This window comes from Pseudovibrio sp. Ad5, assembly GCF_001623095.1.
Classification (GTDB): Bacteria; Pseudomonadota; Alphaproteobacteria; order Rhizobiales; family Stappiaceae; genus Pseudovibrio.
Genome location: NZ_LMCH01000003.1, coordinates 174,532 through 190,885 on the forward strand (window position 1 = coordinate 174,532; position 16,354 = coordinate 190,885).

6 protein-coding genes are annotated in these 16,354 nt (G+C 48.2%); 2 read left to right on the top strand and 4 right to left on the bottom strand.

Annotated features, from left to right (window positions below; all coding sequences use genetic code 11):
* Positions 1-9,216 (top strand): non-ribosomal peptide synthetase, encoded by a 9,216-nt coding sequence (locus tag PsAD5_RS02075; RefSeq protein ID WP_063290893.1) that lies wholly within the window; start codon positions 1-3, stop codon positions 9,214-9,216.
* On the opposite strand, the gene PsAD5_RS27485 is transcribed toward PsAD5_RS02075, so the two are convergent.
* Together PsAD5_RS27485 and PsAD5_RS02080 are read right to left on the bottom strand one after the other, a co-directional pair.
* Positions 9,163-9,930, bottom strand: coding sequence for a 4'-phosphopantetheinyl transferase family protein (locus PsAD5_RS27485; RefSeq protein WP_084405890.1), 768 nt, complete (start codon positions 9,928-9,930; stop codon positions 9,163-9,165). The two genes, PsAD5_RS02075 and PsAD5_RS27485, sit on opposite strands and share 54 nt — an antisense overlap.
* Positions 9,931-9,936: 6 nt before the next feature.
* Positions 9,937-10,722 carry a thioesterase II family protein gene (locus PsAD5_RS02080; protein ID WP_084405891.1) on the bottom strand — a complete coding sequence of 262 codons (786 nt, stop codon included), beginning with the start codon at positions 10,720-10,722 and terminating at the stop codon, positions 9,937-9,939.
* 1,147 nt (positions 10,723-11,869) lie between these two features.
* On the opposite strand from PsAD5_RS02080, the gene PsAD5_RS02085 reads away from it, so the two are divergent.
* Entirely contained in the window at positions 11,870-12,589 is a 720-nt protein-coding gene (locus tag PsAD5_RS02085; protein ID WP_063289664.1) for a LuxR family transcriptional regulator, read from the top strand.
* A 784-nt stretch (positions 12,590-13,373) separates the two neighbouring features.
* On the opposite strand, the gene PsAD5_RS02095 is transcribed toward PsAD5_RS02085, so the two are convergent.
* Positions 13,374-14,573, bottom strand: coding sequence for an alpha/beta hydrolase (locus tag PsAD5_RS02095; protein WP_063290896.1), 1,200 nt, complete (start codon positions 14,571-14,573; stop codon positions 13,374-13,376).
* Positions 14,574-14,851: 278 nt separating this feature from the next.
* Complete coding sequence (locus tag PsAD5_RS02100) at positions 14,852-16,012, bottom strand: IS30 family transposase (protein ID WP_063290897.1); 1,161 nt, start codon at positions 16,010-16,012, stop codon at positions 14,852-14,854.
* Between the last annotated feature and the right edge of the window lie 342 nt (positions 16,013-16,354).

Below are 16,354 nucleotides of genomic sequence, written 5' to 3' on the forward strand. Positions count from 1 at the left end.
ATGACTATCAACACTTCTCATGAATATTTAGCCTCGAGCTCTTATGATTTAGAAATTGGAGATCAGGGACCCGTCCAATCTTCGTTATTAGACAGTATCAGCTTTTATGCGGACCATTTTCCTGAACTGGCCGCGGTGCAGGATCATGATCGTATCCTCAACTACAAAGAGCTCAACGAACGCTCCGCACAAGTAGCCTCAGCATTGAGAGGCCACGACGTAAAAAACGGCGATGTGGTTGCCGTCTGTTTGCCTCGCTCTCAAGAGCTCATAGTTGTCATGCTCGCGATACTGAAAGCGGGAGCAACGGTTGTCCCGTTAGATGCCGCCAGCCCGCCAGACCGGCAAACAGCAATCTTAACTGATAGCCAAACACGTTTTCTCATCGTGCCAGAGGCGAGTGCATCCACGCCATTTTCCCAACAAGCGCATCAGATCCTTCATGCTGACCAGTTGCTCATACAAAGCCTGCATGAGAATAGCGGCGACCTCCCGCGTTATCCTTTGGCGAAAACTGCGTTTTTGTTTTACACATCTGGAACAACGGGGACGCCCAAAGGCGTTCAAGTGCCTCTCTCAGCAATCGAGAGGCTTGCCCATCAGCCCCGCTTTGTCCCCATGCATATCGGAGATCGCTACGCGCATATTTCCAACCCTGCGTTTGATGCACTCAGCTTTGATGTTTGGGTACCGCTTTTAACTGGCGGATGTAGTGTCGTTTTCTCCAGTGACGAACTCTCCGATTTTGCAGGCTTTGCTCGGCAGCTGGAGCAGCAGTCGATCTCAACCATGTTCATGACAGTCTCTCTGTTCAATGCGATGGTCGATCACGGGCCTGCCTGCTTTGGATCGCTTGGGCATCTGCTCATTGGCGGCGAGCAGCTAAACCCCAAAACTGTCGAGAAATGGTATGCAGCAAACCCTGAAAGCGCCTGTCAGATATACAATATCTATGGCCCGACAGAGTGTGCAACCTTTGCCTTGTGCTTTGCAATTCCTCGGGACTTTGATGCAGACATCATTCCCATTGGCAGTCCCATTGCCAGTACAGACTGCCAGCTAAGGTCATCAAACGGTGAGATCACCAATATCGGTGAAACTGGGGAACTCTATCTTGGCGGCGCAGGCGTTGCTCATGGTTATCTGAATAGAACAGAGGAAACACAGCGTAGGTTTGTAGAGCTTCCAAACTCTGGAAAATGGTATAGCACTGGCGATCTGGTCCGCCTCAATCCGCAAGGTCTGGTCGAGTATGTGGGCCGCGTTGACAGGCAGATCAAAGTACGCGGGTTTCGCGTAGAACCTGAAGAAATCGAACAGCGCATCCAGCAGTATTCGAAAATACAGCAGGCTTGTGTTTTAGCAGCTCAGGAACAAGGCAAACCGCTTGAGTTGCATGCTTACTTAGCGAGTGAAGAGCAGCTTGATTATGAAGAGCTTGATGCCCATTTTTCTGCTTACCTGCCAGATTATATGCGTCCTCATAAGGTCTTTTGTCTTGGCTCGTTACCTCTGAATGCAAACGGGAAGATCGACCGAAAAGCCCTTCAAGAAATGGAGATTGCTCCATTCCGTCGTATTTCCTCCTGTGATGCCTCGGAGAGTACCGTTCTGAGCAGCATTCTGCAAACTGCAGAGATGGTTTTGAGTGTGGCGCAGTTAAGCCGTGAAGAGACGCTGCTTACCGCAGGTGGCGATTCACTCAAAGCAATCAGCTTATCTAACCAACTCAACACAATATTTGGTTGCCGCGTTGCGCCATCACAGCTTCTAAACCTGACATTTGCTGAACTTTCTGAGATTGTTAGCGAGCACAATGAGCAAGCCAGCAGTTTACCGCCTGCACCTGCTCCATCAGGTTTGGCAAAAGAGCAGGCAACCTCGGAGCAAATGCGGTTATGGCTACAGCAACAAAAGAACCCTGCTGACATATCCTACAATACACCGTTCATTTTTCGGTTTTCAGGTCATCTGAATGCCGAAAATTTGGGTCACGCAACATATGAGCTGGTCAAAAAACACCCAGCGCTACGCACCAGCTTCCATCCCACCGATGATGGGGTGCAGCAGTGGGTAGCTGAAAGCAATCCAGGGGCGTTTCACTTCCACGGAACCTTGGAAGAAGAAGCAATTTCACAGCTGCAAACCAAACTCCTCACTCAACCATTTGATCTTGAGCACCCATGCCTGTTTCAACTTCATCTGGTCCACCAACCAAATGGCACCAGTGTCCTTCTGTTTCATGCGCACCACATCATTCTGGACGGCTGGTCACTCAACATCTTGTTTGAAGATCTTTCCCGTTCATTCCAGGCAGAAACAGACGAGACAGGACAGGACCAAAAGCCAATTGGGCTGACACCATTAGATTTTGCAAAATGGCAGTCGCACCTATGGGAAACTAAACATTACAACAAGCAAAAGGATGCTCTCTTCAAGCTATACGACGTGCCGGAGATGGAGGAATGCTGGAAGCCCGTGCTGAAACTCGATCAAGGAAAGCAAGGTGTTTCAGCGGGGCGAACACGTTTGACACGTCTTGATGCAGCCACCAGAGCAAATTTGCTGACCATTGCAAAGCGTCTTTCACTAACACCTCATCAGGTCTTTCACGCGCTGTTTGCCCATGCACTTTATGTGCACACGGGTAGAACGAGTTTCACAATTGCAAGCCCTGTAGCGAACCGGCTTACAACAGAATTTGAAGCAACAGTTGGAATGTTCGCCAACACAGCGTTGGTTCCGGTTAAAATCGATCCCACAACCTCCATTCAACAAAATACAAGCACCCTCACCAGGGCTTCAAAACAAGTTCTTGCCTGTCAGGATGTTGCCTTCGAACATGTGGTTGATCATCTGCAGAAAAGGAAGCGTATTTCAGGCGTTCCGTTTGAGTTTATGTTTGCGACCGAAAACACCCGTTACGAAACACTGAAGCTCAACGGAGAATGCGCTCAGCTATCTTACCCTGAAGATGTCGCCCCCAAATGCCCGCTCTACCTGTCTGTTCTTGATGAAGCTGGTACCTACCAGTTCTACTGGGAGTATGATCTCAGTCACTTTGACAATGATGCTATCATCCTGCTGGAACAAACCATGTTCACTGGTTTGGATCATATGGAAACTGAAGAGGCTGCAGCGAACGTCTTCCAACTCAACACACAACAACGCATTTCGCATGTAACTGGTGCAAGCCAGTCATTGCCATACACAACGGTCGCAAGCTGGTTTCAGCAGCAAGTCTCACTATCACCACATGCACCTGCCCTCGCATGGCGCGGCAAAACTCTCACCTATCATGAGTTGGACGAGTTATCCGATGCTTTGGCTGCTAATATGCAGTCTACTATTTTTGGGTCAACAGAACCTGCAGGAGCTGTGCGCGTCGCACTCTATATGGATGCCTCCCCAGACTACGTAGTCTCGCTTCTGGCAGTGACAAAACTCGGTGTAACAGCCGTTCCGGTGGACCTGAGCTATCCTCAAAAGCTGCTGGAGGATGTGATTTCACAAGCCCAACCAGTTGGGATCCTCCATGCAGCGCAGGCATCCTTACCTTCTGCACTTGAACGCCAGGACTTACGCGCGCTGCCAGTAGATTTGCAAGAACTCAGAAATTCACGCGATCATCAGCATCCTCTGAAATTTTCAGATCGCGAAAGGCCCTTGTATACCCTGTTTACCTCCGGCTCCACTGGTCAACCCAAAGGGGTTGATGTCTACAACCAGACACTTTGCAATTTGTTGCACTGGCAACAGCAACAGGGAGGATTGCCCGCTGGAGAACACACCATGCAGTTCTCCAAGTTAGCCTTCGATGTTTCGTTTCAGGAGATCTTTTCAACGCTCTGTTCGGGCGGGTGCTTCCATGTCATTGATCCTCTTTGGCGACAGGACATGCAGGGCTTATTGAACTATATGCGTGACAATAATCTGCAACGCATCTTTATGCCTTTTGTAGCGCTGGAATTGTTTTGCGAAGCTGCTCAAACATTCAACATCTTCCCCGGTGCTTTGAAGAATGTGATCACGGCCGGCGAGCAGTTGTATTGCACCAAAGCCCTCCGTACGTTCTTCACGCAGTTACGCCAAGCCTCCTTGCATAATCACTATGGCCCAACTGAAACGCATGTGGTTTGCGCTCACTCTATGCACGGACCAGCAGCAAACTGGCCAACCCGCCCACCGATTGGCGCACCTGTTCACAACACCGATATTCTCATCATAGATGACAGCTTCCATCCGGTTCCATCCGGTGAACGCGGCCAACTCCTCATAGGCGGTAATCTGGTTCACCGTTGTTATCTGGACAATGCAGAGCTGAACGCTGAACGCTTTGTCATACTCCAGTCAGATCATGGCACTGGCGGCTCAAAACTCTATTACAAAACCGGCGACATGGGCTTTCTGGATGAACTCGGACAGGTAAACTATGGAGGCCGTCACGACCAGCAGGTGAAGATCTCAGGTCACCGCGTTGAACTCGGCCAGTTGGAAGCCTCTCTGATAAATCACGGTGCCATCGAACAGGCTTCTGTTGTCTTTGATGACCAGCATAAAAAACTCCATGCCTATGTCAGCCTGCGAGTGGGCACCATCAACGCAGATGAGCTTGATCACTATCTTTCAACGCAGCTTCCTGACTACATCCGGGTTGACGAATTCAGACAGGTCGACGAGTGGCCCCGCGCTCCAAGTGGAAAGATAAATCAAAGAGCATTGGCCAGCTGCAAATGGCGCAAGATTGAACGTAAAAAACGCAAAATAAACGCAAATAACGCAATTCAACGCACAAATGAACTCATTGCAGCTTTTGAACATGTCACTGGTGCATCCATCACTGCGGACCAAACATTTTTCGAGGCTGGATGCTCTTCCCTGCAATTGATGCGCTACCAAATGCATATCAATAAAGCACTGGAAGAAAAAGTCAGTATCGCAGATCTGTTTCGTTATGTGACGCCTTCAGATCTGGCAGAACATCTTGAAGGAAAAACGGAATCAGAAACTCGGACTAGCAAAGCAAAGACAACGCAGAGCGCGGGAAAAGTTGCTATTATCGGTATGGCACTACGTGTCCCAGGCGCAGATGACCTGGCTGAGTTTTGGTCCATGGTCCGTGAAAACCGAAGCGGAATTGAACATTTCACACCGGAGGATCCTGATTTCGTCGGTGCGCGAAGTCAGATGAGCGAAATGATGTCGTTCGATCCTGAGTACTTCGGTATCAGCCCACGGGAAGCAGCGCTCATGGATCCGCAGCAGCGACATTTCCTGATGAGCTGTGTACATGCTCTTGAAAATGCTGGCATTCCTCCACTGAACACCGACCAAAACATCGGTGTTATCGCAAGCTGTGGTGAGACAACCTACTATCACGCAGCCCTTCGCTCCAAACCTCCAACCACCCTTCCTGACAAGTTCCAAATGGCCTTACACCATGAGAAAGACTTCCTCGCCACCAAGGTTGCCTTTCAACTGGACCTCGAAGGCCCTGCCATTACACTACAAGCCGCATGTGGAAGCTCGCTGATTGGCATCCATACAGCCGCAGGCATGCTCCGAAATGGCGAATGTGATGTCATGCTAGCAGGAGGCGTGCTTGTAGATCCCGATATGTCAGAGGGCTATAAGTATCAGTCTCAACACATCTTTTCCAGGGATGGCAACTGCTCACCGTTCAGCAAAGACGCCAGCGGCACCATCGGCGCCAGTGGTGTTGGGGTGGTGGTGTTGAAGTCACTGGATCGCGCCCGAGCGGACGGTGATCGCATTTATGCTGTTATCGAAGGATCAGCCATCAATAACGATGGTCGGTCCAAAATGAGTTATACTTCACCTTCAGTTTCCGGACAGGAAAGCGTTATTCGTCAAGCCCTTACGAATGCAGGAGTAAGGGGTGATCAAGTCGGATATGTGGAAGCGCACGGAACAGGGACACAACTGGGTGATCCTATTGAAGTACAAGCCCTTTCATCTGCATACGGCAATCTCCCCAAAGCATCCTGCGCACTCTCATCTGTCAAAAGCCAGATCGGCCACTTAGGTGCCGGTGCTGGCGTCCTTGGACTAATTCGCGCTGCTTTGTCGATCTATCACGGCTATGTACCCCCTAACCTTGGATTTGAGCAGCCCAATCAAGAACTTGGCTTGGATCAAAAGGGGTTCTATACCCCGGCCAACAGCAAAAAATGGGAAGATACACGTCCACGTTATGCAGGCGTCAGCAGTTTCGGAATTGGCGGCACAAACGCTCATGTTGTAATCGGAGAAGCCTCGGAAGACGAGCTTCAGCAATTCACTGCTGCAAAATGCCTTGCTCTATCAGCACATACCAAGGCTGCGCTTTTTTCTTTGGCAGAAAAGATCAAGAATTATCTTGAACATAACCCAACTTCATTTCAGCTGGTCCTCTCACATCTGCAATCAAGCAGGCGAGCACACCCATGGCGTTTTGCTATCGATTGTGATGATGCCGCAGAAGCTATCAAATCTCTCGGTTCATTCGTCCCGCGTTACTGTGATGAGAATAAAGGAGCTTACGATCCCGCTAACCTAACCGCTGCTGATTGGCTGGAAGGCAAAGAGATTGAGACACAAAGTGCAGGTACTCCGCCGCCTTGGGATTTGCCGGGTTATTGCTTCAACCTTCAACAATACAACGTGTTAGAGCTTCCAGCAGCCAAGAGTACGGCGAGTGAAAACCTTCCAAAACGCCTGCCAGAGGAACAATGGCTAAGCCAGATGGTTTGGCAACCAGTCTGCCGCGTTGGAAGTTGCCAAACAGCGCAGAGATCAAAAACAGCGGTTGTCCTATATGATCCGAACAACGTCTCCGATGACTTTGCCGCACTTGATGCCGTCTACCATCGTGTTGTGCCTGTTTGTTATGACGGACGCATTTCTGGTGCTCATTCAGACAAGTTGTCGGTAGATCCGTTTTCTACGGACTCCGTTGAAGACCTTCTGAGCCACCTGTCATTTATGAACCTTGGAGAGTTGGACTGGCTTCATGCACTTCCATTGTCTTGCAAAGGCGAGCAAAATGAGTTGGATAGCCTTCAGGAAGCAAAAAAGGTTTGTCTGGATAGCCTGACTTATGTGCTTCAGGCTCACTCTAGATATGGGCTTACGATCTCCAGAATATGCCTGCTCTCTTACGAGGCTGCACCGGTGAATGGTACAGTCGCTCAGCCGCTACACGGGCTACTCGCTGGTCCGCTTTCTGTGATCCCTCAGGAGTTTGACATCCAGACACTCTGGCTGGATTTAGAAGATACAAAACAAGGTTTCATTTGGCCCGAGGTTGCGTTTGTACTCTCACTTGAAGAAATGAAGGCACAACGCCTTGCCTTGCGTAATGGTTTTGTTTGGGAATGCAGGATCTTACCTCTTTCTCAAAATCGCCCAACTACCGAACCGATTGAACTGGATGCGCCAGCTCTCTTCGTGGTGACGGGTGGCAGCGGTGCGATTGGAACTCAAGTTTGCACGAGCCTGCTGGCTGATCCTCATGCTCATGTCGCAATTATCTCCCGCAATCCGCGCATTCCAGAAGAACTTCTGCAGTTCGGCGCAAGAATACACCTGATACAGGCTGACATAGGAAAGCCAGCCACGTGGCCTGTAACGTTTGAGAGTGTCGCCAGATTAGACATGTCCGTTGCAGGCGTTGTACATGCCTCCGGAGTTGGAGAAGGAAATCTGATTTCTTTCCGTGACCCGATAGAAGTCTACAACAAGATGCTAGCAAAGTATGAGGGAAGCATTTTTGTTGAGCGTTTCATTGAAGTATTCAAGCCAACGAGGGCTATCTACTGCTCGTCAATGTCAGCTGTTTTAGGGGGAGCTGGCCAACTGGACTACGCTTCCTCCAACGCCTTATTGGATAGCTTTGCGCATTACAGCAATCCGGTGATCCCTGACACAATCAGAACCACCATCAACTGGGATATCTGGAGCGAAAGTGGGATGGCGACCGACTCCAATACGCAAGATGAACTACATCAAAAACACCTGACGCTTGGCCTATCCAACAAAGAAGGCTTGCGCACATTCTCTCGAGCATTTCATACAACTGTACCACAAGTGCTGGTTAGCACTTGTGGTGTTGAAAAGGCTCGATACTTCTATCGATCACTGGTCAGGAACGAGATCAAATCTGATGCGCGAACGAGCAAGACACACAAACTAAAACTCATTCGCGATCAGATAGAAACCCTTCTTCTGCAACAGCTTGGACTTGATCAGCTTGTCCCTGATGAATGCCTCTATGACTTAGGTATGGATTCACTTACTCTTCTGGACGTCGTTAGCCTCTTAGAAAACTATGACATTCAGGTGTTACTCTCCCAAATCCCAAAGAACACTTCCTTAGACCTGATTATGAATCTGGTTGAACAACAGCACAAGGCAAACCCCTCTTCTCCAAACAGCACTTGGGCAGATGCAGTTGCCCCGCACCAATGGCATTCTGGTGAGGGTGATGAAGTTGTTGTTCTCATACATCCAATCGGAGGTGATGTTGAAGCATACCGAGAACTGGCAGGAAAACTCCCGGACAACATTGGGATCACCGTGATTGCCGATCCTGCCCTCACAAATCCCGATCTACCAAAAATCAGTTTAAAAGAAAGAGCTGCGGTTTACGCTGAAGCCATAGCGGAAAGGTTTGCAAATAAGCGGATTCATTTAGTCGGCTGGTCATTCGGCTCATGGGTTGCTCAAGAAATGGCACTCTGCTTCTCGAAGCAACAAAGAGCTCCCGGCAACTTAACACTCATTGATCCGCCTGCACCAAACTCTGGCGAAAACCTGAAGCAAATGAGTGAGCAAGAAGTCGAAATCATCTTCTTAAAGGAGCTAAAGGCGAAATGGCCAGACAAAAGAACCCTTGTTGAGAACAGTCATGAACGACAGTCCTATCAGGAAGCACTTGTTCGCTGTACGAAAGCCAATCTGGAAGCGATGGCGCACCATACAATGAGTCCGGCACCTTTCTGGCAGACGAGTGTATTCTTGGCATCTGAAACTCCCAAAGGGTTGCGTGGAACCCAAAATACAACAGCAAACTCCCGTGAGATCTGGGTTAAACTACTGCCAGATTTACAAAACTGGCAGATTGTAGAAACAGATCACTATTCAATACTCATGGGAGAAACGTTAGATCACGTATTGGCTACTGCTGGTTTGGTCAAAACACTCGAGTTGGCGTAATTGGAAGGGGGAGTGGATGTCTAAACTAGTGATACCGGGGTCCACTGCGAGGCTACAGCTGTAACCTTCCCATCCGACCTCAATATCCAGCAGTTTCAAAGGAAGTGGTTCTGAAGTGATCCAGGGGTGCTGTTGCTCTAACTTCACGTCAAGTGAGCTGAGGTCATCACGCAGCCCCTCACCTGTTGCCTTTAAGATGGCTTCTTTCCGGGTCCAACAGCGATAAAACATGGCTGCGCGTTCCTTGGGACTCCTTGATTCAATGTGTAAACGCTCCATCGGATGACAAACAAGCAGCATCAAATCAGTCATTTGGCTGCCTCGCCGCATGAGTTCAATATCGACACCTAATGGTGCATTACGAGCCAAAGCGACTGCAACCAAACCGCCTGAATGACTCACATTAAATGTCGGGTATCCTGAAAGGTATGGCTTACCACCATCTTGCAGCAGAAAGGGTATTGGCGGCTGATCCACTCCCAGAATGGTTCTAACGACCCAACGACCCAAGGCAAACGCGCGCCGGTCTCGCAAGAACCTGAAACGCGCACCTCTTGTTTTCTCTTCAGCGGTTAACGCTTGGTCCATTGGAAATGGATACTCCAATGGCAACAAAACAAGCATCACTTTGCCTGGCTCACAGCAACGTTGCCATTGCTCTTTCACAGCCAAAAGCCAATGCTGAGCATCAAAGACGGAAAATGAAACAGGCATGAAATCTTAAGCGAGCTCTATGGATGAAGGCTGGTGCAACTGACCAACAACGTTTGCAGCATGGTCTTTTATCTGATTAAGGACTTTAGCTGGAGAATGTTCAATGAAAAAATGCCCGCCTTCGACTTCATCAACGGCAACGGTTTCAGAGCTCAACTTCGTCCATCCCTTCACTTTATGTGGTTCCACAATCTGATCCTTAGTTCCTGCGTAGGCAAAGATTGGTGACGCGATTTGCCAGGGAACTCGCGGCCTGTAAGTCTCACAGAGTTCAAAGTCACCTATAATCGCAGGTAAAAGCAAGTCTACAAGATCGTCATGTTGTGCAATCTGAGCAAACTCGGGATTAAACGAGATGAGCTCATCAACCATCTCCTCGCGAGTACACCCATCAAGAAACGGTAGAGTTCTTGGAGCAAAAGGAGACGCCGATGCCAGCACAAAAAGAGCCGTTGGCTTCAGCCCGCTTTGCTTGAAAAGATGGAGTGCCAACTCGTAAGCAATCCACCCCCCCATACTTGACCCCAAAATTGCAAAAGGCGCACCGCCGAACTTCTCAATCTCTAGCGCTAGCTGCGATACAACCCTTTCCATCGCATTGATTGCTGGTTCTTTTAACCGGGTTCCTCGCCCTGGAAATTTAGCAGGCATCACATTTACCTGATCACCTAGCGGTGCTTTCCATCGGTTATATAAGCTCGTATCGCCTCCCGCCTGAGGCAGACAGACTAAGTTCAGCTTGCACTTATCTGCTGTAGTATCAAACCACTGGGACGACCATCGACAACTCATTTAGTAGTCCATCAATAAACTATTTCAATGAGGTGATTATTACGTGGTTTTAAAGTGACGTCGAGTGGGCTTTCTTATGCTATTTATCAGTTTAATATTTGCAGATGAACCAACAAACAAACGTAGCCTCGAATGGTTTGTCTGTCATCAAAGGTAGTTGGACACATCTTCGCAAACTAGGCGTCAGAAAATGCTTTACTCTTACCTGCCATGAAAAAACCGCCGGTCACTGCTCGCAAAGCAAGCATAATGCCGGCGGTTTCAGTATGGAACTTTATTACTTATTGACAAAAACCTGTTGGAGAGTAATAAAATATCATACTGAAACGCACGAAAACTGGCACAAATCCGCCAACTCAAAATATGCTCCAAATAATAAAGTATCATACTGAGGAACGCAAACTTCAACATAGAGACCAAAATTCGAGTAATAAAGTATCATACTCGCCTCTCCTGCAGATCATAGGTCTGGAAACTCATTTTAATATCTGCGGTCAACACCACCGCACATCAGACAGAGATTTTGATCAAATTTAAGACAGATTGGGCCAACTGCGGCCATTCGGGTGCTTCAATTAAGAGTTGCGCAAGTCTTTGCAGATGAGACTACGGTCTCTTTCTGAAGAGCTCTTCTCAGCATATGATTATGTGAAGCGCCCGATAAGATAAGGGGCATTTTGAGCCCAAAGCGGCTCTGGAATGGAGTTGTCCCCGTTGTCCCCCTCAGATATATCGTTGAGGTTTTTGCATCTATCCAGGGCAAATAGAAGCACGAAATCTGATCTCGACCATGTGTAAAAAAGTATAATGTTTTCATTGGATTAAATGCGGAACCGTATCAGTAAGAAAACACTAACCAAGTGTTAACGCGCTCTTTTCAATGTATTTTCCTAATAAAAATCTATTTATAATTTGAAATCTGAAATTTTTAAATGAGACCTATTCGAATAAAACATAGTGCAATTTAACAGTACTAATATCTATGGGCATATTTCTATTGGGAACGAAGTAATATTGAATACATTTATTAATTGTTATGAAAATAGTTAGCCTCTTTTAGATGATGGGTAATAGCTTCACCTTATAAATCAGGTGAATATTTCGTAAAGTAAGATTGTTGGAGGCATTATATGTAGGGGCGTATAAAATGAACTCATTGACTGCTGCACTAGAATTTATTGAATCTGTTAATAATGAAGAGACACCTGATCTTGTTTCTAAGCGTCTTGCTGAACTTGGTCAGTCTTTTGGCTTTACTAGTTTTTGTCTTGCCGCGATCCCCGAAGCTAACACATCCTTTGATGGGTCTATTATGTTGAGTGGCTGGCGGTCTGAATGGCAACAACGTTATCTCGATCGTAATTACATACAAAATGATCCGATTGTCGCGAAAGCGCGTACTGCTAGTCGCCCATTTCTTTGGTCCAGCGTTGCCCGTGATAGCAATCTTTCTGCAGCTGCACAGCAAGTTCTGTCAGAAGCGCGCGATTACGGAATGTATGACGGAGTGTGTGTGCCAGTGCGTGGCCTTCAGAACTATCAAGGCATGCTGATTTTTGGTGGACCAGAAGTTCGACTGAATGAACGCGAAATCAGTGTTCTTCATCTGGTTGGCATTTATGCGAGTAATAAAGTGCGTGAACTAGCTGGTTCAAACATCAGTCGTCCTCGTCATCGCATTACTCCTCGTGAACTTGAGTGTCTGAAGTGGGCAGCTGCAGGCAAGACAAGTTGGGAGATCAGTCAGATCCTAAATATTTCTCAGCATACTGCGGACTGGTATCTGGCTTCGGCTGCCAGAAAGCTGCATGCTTCGAATAGAACACACGCGGTAGCTGAGGGTTTTCGGTTCGGCCTTATTCAATAAGTCTAAACGACACTTACTTATGCTCTCGGCAGGGTTCGCACCGCGCTTCCTGCTGTTTGCACTTTTACGGCATCCCGATTGTTGCAATTCAACCGATCGGTAAGGTGCAGCTACTCACGAGGCGATTAAGGCGTTGACTGTAAGCTTTTCTCTGAGTGCTTCGTAAGCGGCCGGTGAAGGTTGTAAAATCGCTCCCACTGGTTGAGTTTTGCCTCCAGATCGACGTCCCCCTTGTAGCTGAGACGTTTGCCGAATGTGTTGCAGCGATTAGTTGAGCCCACCGCCAACTGCGGACATTCATTCGGCTCTATCAGGGGCTGAGACTGTTTGCTTGAAGGGTTTTGACCGTCTCCTTCAAACTGACTCGTCACTATTTCCAAAACCATAGGATTTTGTTGGCAGAAGCCTAAATCGTACGGCACTGTTATGAAATCAGTCGTTGACTTTGAGTGATGATAACTGCCAGCATCACCGCAAAGTTATAATTTACATGTCTCACTGCGTAGGGCGGCATTACGATCCATTTGAGACCCAGTTCTTGGAAGGTGGTTAAATGCTCGAACGCTCAAAACCTCATGTCAAAGCTATCTGGAAGTAAGCGCTCGGTGAAGCCGACCTAACGATGATGGCTTTGGCAAACTTATGTTAGCGATCAGCATTGGCTTTAAACAGCATGGCGTGCACCTTCACTGAAAGAAAGAACAGCTAGAATATACGCCTGAAGCGAATTTACGCAACAGCGTCGGGGTCATCCTCCTCAAGCGCGCGCCACACCATCACGCTCCTATAGTATCGAGAGTACGTGGTTGAATATGGGGCCTCCGTGCGTATAGAACTCATTGATTACCGAGAAGTGATCACCCTGTTCGATAATCCGCAAATCTGCCTCAACACGATTATGGACCAAGTGATCGTAGAAGTCTTTGGTTTGTGCTTGATATTCGGCGCTTTCCTTAGAGCCAGCATAAAGAGTGAATTTCGCTCCGCGATGGCATGGCAAATGTAAAGGACTCATGAAAGGCAGATCTTCCGGTGAAATCCCCATCTGGTAGTTTTGAGCGTCGTGCATGTAAGGTTCCATATTGTAACCACCAGAAAAAGCAACTACGTTCTTGAATATAGATCCCGGTAGATCTGGATCTAATTGTGACCAATTGAAGACACCCATGCAAGCAGTCAGATGTGCACCTGAAGAGTGCCCCGCAACTGATATTCTGTCTCGATCTATGCCCCATTTTTCTGCGTTGACATAAAGATAGCGGATCGATTTCTTAACGACTTCGATCATTTCTTGAATAGAGACATCTGGCACTTGCGGGTAGTTGAGATTTGCAACCAGGACATCTTCTTGAGTGAATGAGTTTGCAATCTGGTAGTAGATGTCCTTTTGTGTGTACTGCCAATAACCACCATGAATATGGATCAGTAGTGGGCGCAGTGCTTTTTGATCTTTTGGCACAAAGAGATCCAAGTTACTGCGATAGAATGGTTGACCTCCGGTAGTAATTTCATGTTTCTCACAGTGGCTTGAAAGCTTCGTTTCGATCCACTGCTTTGCGAGTTCCCCAGCATCCGGGGACGTGAAAAACGTATGGAATTGGTCGAACAACTCCTTGGAAGTGTAGCCATCGAATATAACATCATTGCCTTCAGGGAGCTGAACAATATTAGCTTCAAAGGTGAACTTGTCGTCTTCGACCAGCGCAACATCTCCGAAGCGCCCCCCCCCCATTGTCCTTCGGTAAATGTCATCGACTTTTGGTAATTTTTCCATTACATCGTCGATATCGGGCGCACCAATCGTCAAGTCATGCACATAACAACGTTCCATTCCCAATTCGTCGTATTTTTGACGAAGGCTGTTCGAATTTTCCTCAACGGCCTCGAGAATATTGTTTTTTTTGCTGGAAACCTTAACATTCACTATGCGGCCATCATTGGTTTTGAAGCGCGGCGGGTATTGGTTCACGTAAGAAATCTTCATGGTGATCCCTCTTTTCTGAAATCAAAACTGAAGATACACATGGGATGTAAAAATCCTTAGAATTAATCAGCTTAAAATGGCCGCTTAGCGAATATAATGAAATTTTCCGGGATCAGGAACGAACTCCAGAGCGGACGCATACAAGGGAATCTGGAGAGAGCTTGAATGTTCAGTATGGTCGCTCAACAACAAGCTGACCGAAATCAACCTTTGATTGAAGTGACATGCTAACTGGACCTTCCTAGAATTAGGCCGAATGTCCGCAAATGGTGGTGGATTCAGCTGGTCGCGGCAACACACTGTGAGAACTTCTCAGCTGGGGTTTGATATTGCAAGGTCTTGCGGGGTCGTTGGTTGAGTTGCCTTGCGATTGCATCAAGTTCAGGCTGCGTGTGTACAGATAAGTCAGTGCCACGGGGCAAATACTGCCGCAGCAAGCGGTTCGTGTTTTCGTTTGATCCGCGTTGCCACGGTGAATGTGGGTCGCAGAAGTATACAGCAACATCCGTTACTAATGTCAGGCTTAGATGATCTGCCATCTCCTTGCCTCGATCCCAAGTCAAAGATTTGTAAAGCTCTTTTGGTAATTTGTGGGTGTGTTTGATCAACCCGGAGATAACACTGCTCGTGTCTTTGTTGGCAACCTTGATCAACATGACATAGCGTGTTTGCCGCTCAACAAGAGTGGCGATATAGCTATTCTTGGATCCTCCGATCAGATCACCTTCCCAATGCCCTGGTATTGCGCGGTCTTCGATGCAAGCGGGCCTTTTGCTGATCGAAACGGCATCCTTAATTTGGCCTAGACTATTTCGTTTGAGGCTTGCGTGTCTGGACCGGCGTATCGTGCGTTTGGCACGCAGATGGTCCAGCAGTTCTTTCTTCAATACGCCACGAGCCTGTATGTAAAGGCTTCGATATATCGTCTCGTGGGACACCTGCTTGTTTACGTCTCCTGGAAAGCTACGTTTGAGCCAGCCGGCAATCTGTTCTGGAGACCACTTGCTGCGCAGCTTCTCCGATACTGCGTGGCGCAATGAAGGATGACAAGCGAGTTTGCATGTCTTGGGCCGTAGAGCGCGGTCCCAGGCAGCCTGATCAGCCGCTGCTGCGCGATAAGTAACCCGACCTCCGTTGCGCTGTACCTCGCGACTGATCGTAGACGGAGTGCGGCTCAACTGGCGGGCTATAGATCGTAAAGAGGCGTTGATGCTGAGACCACGCGATATCTCTTCACGCTCTTTCAAACTCAGCGCCAGCTTACCACGATGCCGGTCAGAGGGGCGGATGCCTCCGGTCGGAGAAATGACAGAAAACACCGAGGAGGACTGCCGGTCAAACACACGACCAATCGAACTCATCGACTCTCCCCGCTGCCATCGATCCCAAATCTCGGCTCGCTGTGCGGCAGAATAGTAAATACGGCGGCGATACGTCATGTCGAACACTCCATCTCTACTCAAAGATTAAAGTGTTGCATCCACCAGTTGAAACCACCGTCAAAAGTGCAACATGCGGTGTTCACGAACGGCCACAAACTCAAATGCATTAGCTATGAAACTCTTACTCCCTTCCCTTCAACCCCGCCTCAATCCTCTCCCCGACCGTTTCTGAGAGCACCCGTATCGGATGAGCATCATGGTTCACATAGCGTTGTTCCCCATCGAAGCCTTATGGACAGATCGGTTAATTTGAATAAGGGAGTGTTTTGGCTCATGATCATGAGATTAGGAGTGAACAATGGGGCACAACACACGGACCGCCAGCGCTGCAGCTGAGAG